We start from the raw sequence: 10,869 nt of genomic DNA on the forward strand, positions 1-10,869 counted from the left end.
AGAAGTGGGAAGCCTCACCCGTGGCGCGTCAGCGCTTAGGGCGGGGAGCAGTCACCGTCAGTTTGGCAAAGAAAGCGAAGTTGAACAGGACATGAGTACACGACTATCGTGTCTGTGCAAGCAAGGACAAGGCTGGTTGTTCTGGTCAAGTCAGAGCGGACACATTTTCAAGCCGCAGCTGCCGACTCAATCTCCCTCAGCGTCTGGTAACCCAGGGTTGAGTGGAGCCAGCAGCTGTTGTACTCCACCTCGATGTATTCGATCACATGCCACCGTGCTGCTTGTCGGCTCCAGTATCGCTGGCCAGCCAGCCACTCGCTTTTCAGTGAACCGAAGAAGCGCTCCATGACGGCATTGTCTCAGCATTCCCCTTCCGGCTCATCTAGGCCTGGAACCCGTTCTGATCCAGCGTGGAGAGGTAATCACGAGACGCATACTGAATGCCGCGGTTGCTGTAATGTGCGGTAAACACCTCAGGCTGCGCCGCGGAATGGCGCAAGTCATGGGCTAACCCGCCAGCAGGCATCGCTGGTGGGCTAGATGCAATATATAAAGAGATTAATTCTTATTGCCAAATTTTTTTGGGTTGTCGATCCATTCACAAACGGCAGAGCCGCTGTCAGAAAGCGGTACGCTCAGCGTGGCGAGAAGCGTCGGTTGATGCCGGTTTCGGCAATCATTCGCGTTGAAATTTCTTCCACCGAAAAGCGTGTGGTGTCGATGTAGGGAATATTCATCTGTCGGAATAGCCCCTCGGCCTGTTGGACTTCCTGCATGCACTGATCCATGGAACTATAGCGGCTATTGGCGCGGCGTTCATGGCGAATAGCTGCCAGTCGGCGAGGGTCGATCGTCAGGCCGAACAGCTTGTGACGTTGGCGGGCCAGCTCGTCGGGAAGTTTAAGGGTGCCGTCCTCGTCGTAGTCGTCTTCGGTCAGCGGATAGTTGGCAGCTCGAATGCCGAATTGCAGCGCTAGGTAGAGCGAGGTCGGGGTCTTGCCGCAGCGCGAGACGCCCACCAGGATGATATCGGCTTGGTCATACTGGTGAGTGCGTGCGCCGTCGTCGTTGTCCAGTGCAAAGTGTACCGACTGGATGCGGTCCATGTAGATAGCATCGCTGCCGATGGCGTGGGTACGGCCGACGCTGTAAGAGGAGCGGGTATCCAGCTCTTCTTCTAGCGGTTTGAGAAAGGTCGAGAAGATATCGACCTTGAAGCCGATGGCTTCGCGCACAACGTCGCGCACGGCTTCATCAACGATGGTGTCGATAATGATCGGCTGGTTGGCATCTTTGACCGCTGTGGCATCAATGATCTTTACCAAGTCCCGGGCTTTTTCCACGCTATCGATGTAGGGCTTGGTGACTTTGCGAATCTCTACATTCTCGAATTGGGCCAGCAGGCTGCGCCCTAGGCTCTCGGCGGTGATGCCAGTGCCATCGGAGATGAAAAAAGCAGTGCGGGTCATGGTGAACTCTGTAGTCGGCAAGTGGAGGGCCCATTGTCGTCGCGAAACCCCGTGTGCTCAAGCGTTCAGCCCTATGGTCGCTGTGCTTGCTGTGATCGTGACTACAGGAAATTAGGTGTTATGCGCGCTGTTGTAAAAAACCTCCAATGACTTCGATGTTAGACCAATGGCGTAGATCGACTGACGCTGATAGGCTTGCCAGCATCCATTCATGACGGCACGCATCGCAGGTCGGGCGGGTCATCCAAGGGGGTTTCGTGGGCGATTATATTCAGTGGTTCGAGCATCTGGGCATGAACGATGTCGAGCGGGTCGGCGGCAAGAACGCATCTCTGGGCGAGATGATCTCTAATCTCGCGGGTGCCGGTGTTACCGTGCCCGGCGGCTTTGCAACCACCGCTCATGCATACCGCGAGTTCTTAGCCCATGATGGTCTCAATGAGCGTATCAACCAGGCATTGTCAGTGCTGGATGTTGATGATGTTCAGGAGCTGGCCCGGGTGGGGGCAGAGATTCGTCAGTGGGTCATCGATACGCCGTTGCCCCCGGCCTTTGAAGAAGCGCTGCGCGAAAGCTATGCCAGTCTTCAGACGCGCCATCCCAACCTGAAAGTGGCGGTGCGTAGCTCGGCTACTGCCGAAGACCTGCCGGATGCTTCTTTTGCCGGCCAGCAGGAAACTTTCCTGAACATAGAAGGCTTTGAGAACATCAAGCGCGCCGTGCACGAGGTGTTTGCCTCGCTGTTCAACGACCGCGCAATTTCCTATCGTGTACATCGTGGCTATGCCCACGAGAACGTCGCACTGTCTGCCGGCGTGCAGAAAATGGTGCGTTCAGAAACCGGCGCCAGCGGCGTGATGTTTACCCTCGACACTGAGTCCGGCTTTGACGACGTGGTATTCGTGACCGCGTCCTGGGGCCTGGGTGAAACTGTGGTGCAGGGTGCCGTTAACCCCGATGAATTTTACGTCCACAAACCGACTCTTGCTGCCGGTCGTCCCGCTGTGCTGCGCCGCAATCTCGGCTCCAAGCTGATCCAGATGGTCTACACCGATGACACCAGCGCTGGCCGTTCGGTGGCCACGGTTGATGTGCCGCTGGATCAGCGTGGGCGCTTCTGCATCACCGATGAACAGGTCATGGCACTGGCACAGCAGGCGGTGATCATCGAGCAACACTACGGTCGCCCGATGGACATCGAGTGGGCGTTAGACGGCGACGACGGCGAGCTGTACATCGTTCAGGCACGTCCTGAAACCGTGGTGTCTCAGCAGCAGGGCGGCAATCTTGAGCGTTTCCAGCTCAAGGAAAAGGGCCGCACCCTGGTCACTGGCCGTGCCATCGGTCAACGCATCGGTCGCGGTGCGGTCAAGGTGGTGTTCTCGCCGGAAGACATGGACAAGGTTCAGCCTGGCGATGTGCTGGTCACCGACATGACCGACCCGGATTGGGAGCCAGTCATGAAGCGGGCGTCGGCCATAGTCACCAACCGTGGCGGACGCACCTGTCATGCGGCGATTATTGCCCGTGAGCTGGGCATTCCCGCAGTGGTGGGGTGCTCTGATGCCACCAAAGCCTTGTCCGATGGTCGTGACGTGACGGTTTCCTGTGCCGAAGGCGATACCGGCCACGTCTACGATGGCTTGCTGGAATTCGATCGCACCGTCACCAGCGTTGATGCCATGCCGGAAATTCCGTTCAAGATCATGATGAACGTCGGTAATCCCGACCGCGCCTTCAGCTTCGCCGGTCTGCCGAACTCCGGTGTTGGCCTGGCGCGCCTGGAGTTCATCATCAACCGCATGATCGGCGTGCACCCCAAGGCGCTGCTTGATTACGACACCCTGTCAGCCGAGTTGCAGCAGAGCATTGATCTGCGTATCGCAGGCTATGATGATCCAGTCAGCTTCTACGTTGATAAGCTGGTTGAAGGCATCTCGACGCTGGCGGCGGCATTCTATCCTGAACGAGTGATCGTGCGTCTGTCGGACTTCAAGTCCAATGAGTACGAAAACCTGATCGGCGGCAAGCTGTATGAGCCAGGTGAAGAAAACCCCATGCTGGGTTTCCGTGGCGCATCACGTTATATCTCCGACTCCTTCCGTGCCTGTTTCGAGTTGGAGTGCCGCGCCCTCAAGCGCGTGCGTGAAGAGATGGGGTTGGACAATATCGAGATCATGGTTCCTTTTGTTCGCACCACCGAAGAAGCCAGCCAGGTAGTGGATCTGCTAGCTGCCAATGGTCTCAAGCGCGGTGACAATGGCCTCAAGTTGATCATGATGTGCGAGCTGCCGGCTAACGCCTTGCTGGCCGATGAGTTCCTTGAGTACTTCGACGGCTTCTCAATTGGCTCCAACGACTTGACCCAGCTCACCCTAGGGCTGGATCGTGACTCCGGCATAGTGGCCCATCTGTTTGAAGAGCGTAACCCGGCAGTCAAGAAGCTACTGGCCATGGCCATTCAGGCATGTAAGGCTCAGGGAAAGTACGTAGGTATCTGCGGTCAGGGGCCGTCAGATCATCCGGACCTGGCCAAGTGGCTGATGGAGCAGGGTATTGATTCGGTTTCGCTGAATCCCGATGCGGTGCTTGAAACCTGGTTCATGCTGGCCGGTGAGCAGCTGGCCTGAAGTCTGGTATAGCATGATGTTGATCAAAGGCCGGCTCCTCAAGGAGCCGGCCTTTTTTGTCGCGGCGTTTAATTGCCGCAGGCTTTAATCGTATCGTTTCAATACGCCGGTTAATTGCGCAGCCAGTTACGCAGCTTGACCAGCAGTAGCTCGCCATCACTCATTTCACCGCGCTGCTGGACCAGTTTGGCAAGGCGTGTCGGGTGGTCGGTGATGATGGCATCAATGCCTAGATCCATCAGGCTCGACATCTCGCCAGGGGCGTTGACCGTCCAGGCATGCAACTCATAGCCGTAGTGGTTAGCGAGGCGAATTTCTTCCTTGTTGATGCGATTGTGGCGCAGGCCCAGTGCATCAAAACCTTGGCGCTCCAGTGTGCCGGGCACGACGAGCTCGGCCAGCAGGGTAACGCGCAGGCGTGGCTCGCGCTGCTTGATCGCATCGACCAGCCATGGGCGCCCGACAGCCAGACGAACGTCGTTGAACACTTCAGGCGCACCGCAGTGGGCGGCGGAATAGGGTATCTTGACCTCTTCGCGACATGCTTGGCGCTGGGCGGTTTCGTCATCCAGGGCGTCGAGTACAGCTTCCACAAGCGCGGCTTCTTGGCCGGGCGTGGGCTTCATATCGATCATAATGCCAGCTTTGCCGCGGGTGATTTCCAGCGCTTCGCTGAGCGTGGGAATTGGTTCGCCAATAAAGGCATCCCCAAACCAGCTGCCCACATCGAAGCCTCTCAGTTCATCAAAGCTCACTTCGGCAATACCCCGTGGGTCGCCGATCAGGCGTTTCAGGCTGCTGTCGTGATAGAGCACGGCTTTGCCGTCAGCGGTTAGACGCACATCGGTTTCCACGTAATCGGCATCGTCAGCAATGGCTTGCTTGAAGGCAGCCTTGGTGTTTTCCGGTGCACTGAGCGAACTTCCACGGTGGGCGATGATGGTCACGTCATCGGCCAGCGTAAAGCTGTTGATGATCCACCATGCCTGGCTGATGGCAAACATCAGCAGGCCAACTTCAACTGCCCAGGCCAGCCGGTTCGATCGGGTACGGTCAGGCGAAGGGGAAAAGTGCGGCGGGTGGTCGCTTAGGTATAAATATAGGCAAGCGCCAAGTAGGGCGTTAGCAGCAATCCCGAGAAATGTGATGGCAAGGGTGAACAGCACGAAAAAAGTGACGTAACCGAGCATTGCGATGAGCAGCAGCCCGTGATTGTCAGGCAGCCAGCCAATCAGAGGAGTAAGCAGCTCACTGAACAAGGCGCTGGCGATTACTGGCAGGGCAGCAATGATTAGCAACAGCGTCAGCACTACCCAGCTGAGCGCCCAGGCGTTACCTCGGGTGAGCTGGAAACTGAGGCCAAGCGCCTGTATCGCCGTGGAGTGCTCCAGCACGACGATGGGCAGTGCCAGAATCCAGCGCACGTAAAGCGTGGCTGCAGCTGCAGTCCAGACCAACACCAGTGGCACGGCAATGCCCAGGAAGTACCATAGTACCATGGGCCGTGCATGGGTTAGGTAGTAGGTATCCAGGCCACCGAGTATGGCGTCATACAACCCGGCCAGGATAACAGCCACTGGCAGGACCAGTAGCAAGTGGGCGCCTACCTGGAGAATGATCAGTGCCAGAAGAGCTGGCAGGCGTTGCAGGGCCAGCCAAAGCGCCGTGAATGCCGACTGGACGTGACCATTACCCGGGCGTACTGCTAGCAGCATCATGCCGGCCTGTTGCAGATACAGCACCATAAAGGTTAGAACGACCGTTAACAGCAGCCATGCAGCACCGGACGGACTCATGAGTAGCCCCAGCAGTTCGGAAGCCGTGAGCACTGGACGACCGAAACGCTCAAGTATCCGGGTTAGCGTCCAGGCAATGCCAGGCAATACCAGCAGCGAGGCAAGCAGCGTAAAAAACAGGTGATAGGCAATCAGCGAGCGCAGGTGATTTCGCAGTGCGCTGAGTATGCTGCGTGCCAGGCTGCCTGGTTTCAGCGTGGCTAAAGGCGTTGCAGACATAGGAATAAAGATACGGGGTCGTGAGGTGAGTGGGGGTGTTGTAAACAAATCCGTGTTCCTGCCGGGCCAGTGTTAGTCCAGGCCGGCAGGAAAATCCGGTGAGCAGGAATCAGCTTTCCAGCGGCAGGCGTTTATCAGCAATCAGAATGCCGTTGTTGTCGGCATACAGCCACTGGCCTGGCTTGATGGTGGCACCGCCGAAGGTGACGTCAATATCGCGCTGTCCTTCGCCACGCTTCTCGCTTTTGCGCGGGTGGGTGGCCAGAGCCTGAATCCCAAGGTCCAGAGTGACCAGGATATCGACGTCGCGCACACAGCCGTACATCACAATGCCGGCCCAGCCGTTATTGACGGCCTGCTCGGCGAGCATGTCACCTAGCATGGCACAGCGCATGGAGCCACCCGCATCAACTACCAGTACAGCCCCGTCACCGGGCTCGGCCACCGCTTGCTTGACCATGGAGTTATCTTCAAAGCATTTGATGGTACGCACCGGGCCGAAGAAGGCGTCGTGGCCGCCGACGTTAGAAAAGAGTGGGTCGAGCACTTGCACATCAGAGAAGTCGTCGCAGATATCTGGTGTCACGATAGTTGGCATGAAATGGGTCCTTGTGAGTAGCAAAAGTCAGTAGGCAGAAATCAACGCAGCCACTGTAGCAGACCATTAAGTGCTTTGCCGATGCTAACAGGGAGAGCAATTTCTGCACCACAGTGGATGCGGATACAAGCGCAGGCAGCATAAAAAAAGCGCCCCGTAGGGCGCTTCGGTTATCGACTCCGGCCTGGCTGTTTAAGCGGCAGGCCTTCGACGTTGCGAGCATCGGAGACGAAAAGTGTTCCTGGTCAAATGGCTTCGACCGGGATCACATTGGAGGCTGCTTTCTGAAACTCCTCCATTTCATGGAAGTTCATGTACCGGTAGATTTCACCGGACATAGCGTCGAACTCACCCATGTAGCGCTTGTAATCTTCAACAGAGGGCAGGCGACCTTCGACCGCTGCGATAGCGGCAAGCTCGGCTGAGGCCAGGTAGACGTTGGCACCGTCACCTAGTCGATTGGGGAAGTTACGCGTGGACGTAGAGACCACCGTACTCTTCGCTGCGACTCGCGCCTGGTTACCCATGCACAGTGAGCAGCCCGGCATTTCCATGCGCGCACCGGCGCGACCATAGATACCGTAATAGCCTTCTTCGGTCAGCTGGTGCTGATCCATGCGGGTCGGTGGCGCCAGCCACAGACGTGTTTTCAAGCTACCGGCGGGCTGCTTCTCAAGCAGCTTGCCGGCGGCGCGGAAGTGGCCGATGTTGGTCATGCATGAGCCGATGAACACTTCATCAATGGTCTCGCCAGCCACTTCAGACAGCAGGCGCGCATCGTCTGGGTCATTCGGGGCACAGAGTACCGGCTCGGTGATCTCGGCTAGGTCGATCTCGATTACTTCGGCGTATTCGGCGTCGGCATCGGCACGCATCAGCTTCGGGTTGGCCAGCCACTCTTCCATGGCTAGGATGCGACGTTCGATGGTGCGCTTGTCACCGTATCCGCTGTCGATCATCCACTTGAGCATGGTGATATTGGACGTCAGATATTCAGCAATGGACTCTTCTGACAGGGTGATGGTGCAGCCCGCGGCACTGCGCTCGGCCGAAGCGTCAGACAACTCAAACGCCTGCTCGGCGGTGAGGTCTTCAAGGCCTTCGATTTCCAGCACGCGGCCCGAGAAAGCGTTCTTCTTGCCGGACTTCTCGACGGTCAGCAGCCCCTTCTGGATGGCGTAGTAAGGGATGGCGTGGACCAGGTCGCGCAGGGTGATGCCGGGTTGACGCTCGCCCTTAAAGCGCACCAGCACGGATTCTGGCATGTCCAGCGGCATCACGCCGGTAGCGGCGGCAAATGCCACCAGACCTGAGCCCGCGGGGAAGGAAATGCCCATCGGGAAACGCGTGTGCGAGTCGCCGCCGGTGCCTACGGTATCAGGCAGCAGCATGCGGTTGAGCCAGCTGTGGATGATGCCGTCGCCGGGACGTAGCGAGACACCGCCGCGGTTCATGATGAAGTCGGGTAGGGTGTGGTGTGTTTCCACGTCGACCGGCTTGGGATAGGCGGCGGTGTGACAGAAAGACTGCATTACCAGATCAGCCTGGAAGCCCAGGCAAGCCAGATCTTTCAGCTCGTCGCGGGTCATCGGACCGGTAGTGTCTTGGGAGCCCACGGTGGTCATCTTCGGCTCGCAGTACATGCCCGGGCGAACGCCGTCCATGCCGCAAGCCTTTCCGACCATCTTCTGGGCTAGGGTGAAACCCTTGCCGGTATCCGCCGGCTGCTCAGGGGTGCGGAACACGTCGGAGACAGCAAGCCCTAGCGACTCACGAGCCTTGGCGGTCAATCCACGGCCGATGATCAGCGGGATACGGCCGCCGGCACGTACTTCGTCAAGCAGCAGTTGGGTTTTAAGTTCAAAGGTGCTGACGACCTCGTCGGTGTCGTGCTTGCACACCTTGCCTTCATAGGGGTAGACGTCGATAACGTCGCCCATGTTGAGCTTGGAGACGTCCATCTCGATGGGCAGGGCTCCGGAGTCTTCCATGGTGTTGAAGAAGATCGGTGCAATGTTGCCGCCGAAGCAGAAGCCACCAGCGCGCTTGTTGGGCACGTTGGGAATGTCATCGCCGAAGAACCACAGCACAGAGTTAGTAGCGGATTTACGCGAGGAGCCAGTACCGACCACGTCGCCGACGTAGACCACCGGATGGCCCTGGGCCTTGACCGCATCGATTTGCTTGAGCGGGCCTACGACACCCGGCTCAACCGGCTCGATACCATCACGCGTGTTCTTGAGCATGGCGTTGGCATGGAGCGGGATGTCTGGGCGCGACCAGGCATCCGGCGCGGGTGACAGGTCGTCGGTGTTGGTTTCGCCGGTGACCTTGAACACGCTCAGGGTGATTTTTTCATCCAGCTTGGGGCGGGCCAGGAACCACTCGGCATCGGCCCAGGACTGGATCACGTCTTTGGCCACGGCGTTGCCAGCCTTGGCGCGCTCTTCCACGTCGTGGAAGGCGTCGAACATCAGCAGGGTGTGTTTGAGCTGTTCGCCCACCTCAGTGGCAAGTTCAGCATCGTCGAGCAGCTCGACCAGTGAGACGATGTTGTAACCGCCTTGCATCGTGCCCAGCAGCTTGACGGCGTGAATCCTGTCGATCAGCGGTGAAGTGGTTTCGCCCTTGGCAATGGCGGTCAGAAAGCCAGCCTTAACGTAGGCAGCTTCATCAACGCCAGGCGGCACACGGTTGGTGATCAGGTCGAGGATGAACTCTTCTTCACCAGCCGGCGGGTTCTTCAGCAGTTCGACGAGAGCAGCAGTTTGCTCAGCGTTCAGGGGCTTGGGTGGTACGCCGGCCTGGGCGCGTTCCTCGACATGTTGGCGATAGGCTTCAAGCACGTAGTGTCCCTCATTGATGGTGGTGTCCGGGGAGTCCGGTGCGAATGACGACACGGTCAGCAGGTCGGCAATTCTAGAAGAAATTGTTGACAATGTTAAGTCGCAGGCAGTCCTGTCTCGCTTGTACTTTGGTCGTCGGTGGTTGTCCCATGGCAGTCTGGGGCAGGTGTTACTGCCTCTGTATCGCGGTAACATGATGTGACGATTAACGGATGAGGGATGACATGGCGGGCCCTATTGCTTCTCCCTGTGTTGGTGTCTGTTCAACCACCGTGGGAGACAGTGTTTGCCGCGGTTGTCAGCGAACCAGCGGCGAGATTCTTGACTGGTTCAGCATGACGACAGCTCAGCGCGAGCAGCGGATGGAACAGCTCGATGCGATGCGCGAGCAGGTGGCTGAGCGGTTTTTTGCAATTGTTAATATTGAACGGCTCAATGACCAGCTCAAGCGTCACCGGATACGTACTCGCCAGAATCAGCCGCCACTGTCGTGTGCCGTTGAGCTGCTGAGAACAGGCCGTCGGCAAATGCGCGACCTTTCCCGCTATGGCCTGGTCGCTCATCGCCCCGGCAGTATTGAGTTGTTGTATGAGCAGCTGTGTGCGGATCTGACTGAAGCCGCTGAAGCACGTTGCTGCGCGACGGATAATTATCACAAAGTGTGAGTTGCCAATGACATCATCACTTGCTGTTTCGCCCGTTGATTCGCTACTGCCTGATGGGCTGTTGACGTTCCTTGACTGCCCCACGCCGGATGCCTGGGTTGAGGCTGCGCTTGGCAATATCGAGCTACTGTTGATCGACCACGCCCAGTGCGAAAAGAAGGCCGCGTCTACCGCCATGAGCCTGCTGTATCGCTATGTGGATTTCCCTGAGCTGCTCAAGTGCATGGCGCAGCTGGCGCGGGAGGAGCTGCTGCACTTCGAGCAGGTGCTCAAAATCATGGAAGATCGGGGTATCGCCTATCGCCATTTGACGGCATCACGCTACGCAGATGGGCTGCGGCGTCATGTGCGTACCCAGGAGCCAGACCGGCTGATGGATATCCTGATTGTGGGAGCGCTGATTGAGGCGCGCAGCTGCGAGCGCTTTGCCACGTTGATTCCCCACCTGGATTCGTCACTGGCGAGGTTCTACCGTGGCCTGGTCAAGTCGGAGGGGCGCCATTACGAGGAGTACCTGATGCTTGCCCGGCAGGCTAATGGCGGAATTGACAACCAGACCTTTGAGGCGAGAGTTGCCTTTTTTGCCGCCCGCGAGGCCGAACTCATCAGTACGCCAGACACCGAGTTACGTTTTCATAGTGGTGTG

Annotated in this window: 7 protein-coding genes and 1 pseudogene; 3 read left to right on the plus strand and 5 right to left on the minus strand. The window is 57.9% G+C overall.

Annotation, left to right across the window (positions count from 1 at the left end; all coding sequences use genetic code 11):
- Nucleotides 1-167: 167 nt before the first annotated feature.
- Nucleotides 168-460: pseudogene (locus tag ACTH3D_RS10990) on the minus strand (integrase core domain-containing protein); the annotation flags it as partial.
- Nucleotides 461-635: 175 nt separating this feature from the next.
- A complete protein-coding gene (ppsR, locus tag ACTH3D_RS10995; RefSeq protein ID WP_441667153.1) occupies nucleotides 636-1,469 on the minus strand; it encodes a posphoenolpyruvate synthetase regulatory kinase/phosphorylase PpsR in 834 nt (277 codons plus the stop codon).
- A 257-nt stretch (nucleotides 1,470-1,726) separates the two neighbouring features.
- Between ppsR and ppsA the strand changes: the two genes are divergently transcribed.
- Nucleotides 1,727-4,099, plus strand: a complete 2,373-nt coding sequence (ppsA, locus tag ACTH3D_RS11000; RefSeq protein ID WP_441667154.1) for a phosphoenolpyruvate synthase — start codon at nucleotides 1,727-1,729, stop codon at nucleotides 4,097-4,099.
- Nucleotides 4,100-4,209: 110 nt separating this feature from the next.
- Here ppsA and ACTH3D_RS11005 read toward each other — a convergent pair whose 3' ends face one another.
- The 3 genes from ACTH3D_RS11005 to acnB all read right to left on the minus strand — a co-directional run bounded on the left by ACTH3D_RS11005 (nucleotide 4,210) and on the right by acnB (nucleotide 9,558).
- Entirely contained in the window at nucleotides 4,210-6,162 is a 1,953-nt protein-coding gene (locus tag ACTH3D_RS11005; RefSeq protein ID WP_441667155.1) for a glycerophosphodiester phosphodiesterase family protein, read from the minus strand.
- Nucleotides 6,163-6,223: 61 nt separating this feature from the next.
- Nucleotides 6,224-6,712 carry a ribonuclease E activity regulator RraA gene (rraA, locus tag ACTH3D_RS11010; protein WP_441667157.1) on the minus strand — a complete coding sequence of 163 codons (489 nt, stop codon included), beginning with the start codon at nucleotides 6,710-6,712 and terminating at the stop codon, nucleotides 6,224-6,226.
- Between the two features lie 245 nt (nucleotides 6,713-6,957).
- Complete coding sequence (gene acnB / locus ACTH3D_RS11015) at nucleotides 6,958-9,558, minus strand: bifunctional aconitate hydratase 2/2-methylisocitrate dehydratase (RefSeq protein WP_441667160.1); 2,601 nt, start codon at nucleotides 9,556-9,558, stop codon at nucleotides 6,958-6,960.
- Nucleotides 9,559-9,782: 224 nt separating this feature from the next.
- Here acnB and ACTH3D_RS11020 point away from each other — a divergent pair, with 224 nt between their 5' ends.
- Both ACTH3D_RS11020 and ACTH3D_RS11025 read left to right on the plus strand, forming a co-directional pair.
- Entirely contained in the window at nucleotides 9,783-10,223 is a 441-nt protein-coding gene (locus ACTH3D_RS11020) for a DUF1289 domain-containing protein (RefSeq protein WP_441667158.1), read from the plus strand.
- Nucleotides 10,224-10,230: 7 nt separating this feature from the next.
- Nucleotides 10,231-10,869 (plus strand): tRNA-(ms[2]io[6]A)-hydroxylase (locus ACTH3D_RS11025; protein WP_441667159.1); only part of this gene is annotated, 639 nt, incomplete at its 3' end.

The organism is Halomonas sp. (assembly GCF_052095765.1).
Classification (GTDB): domain Bacteria; phylum Pseudomonadota; class Gammaproteobacteria; order Pseudomonadales; family Halomonadaceae; genus Halomonas.

Bases quoted from the DNA above. Each gene is read 5' to 3' on its own strand.
- ppsR (WP_441667153.1), bottom strand. From the start codon at position 1,469: ATGACCCGCACTGCTTTTTTCATCTCCGATGGCACTGGCATCACCGCC.
- rraA (WP_441667157.1), bottom strand. From the start codon at position 6,712: ATGCCAACTATCGTGACACCAGATATCTGCGACGACTTCTCTGATGTG.
- ACTH3D_RS11020 (WP_441667158.1), top strand. From the start codon at position 9,783: ATGGCGGGCCCTATTGCTTCTCCCTGTGTTGGTGTCTGTTCAACCACC.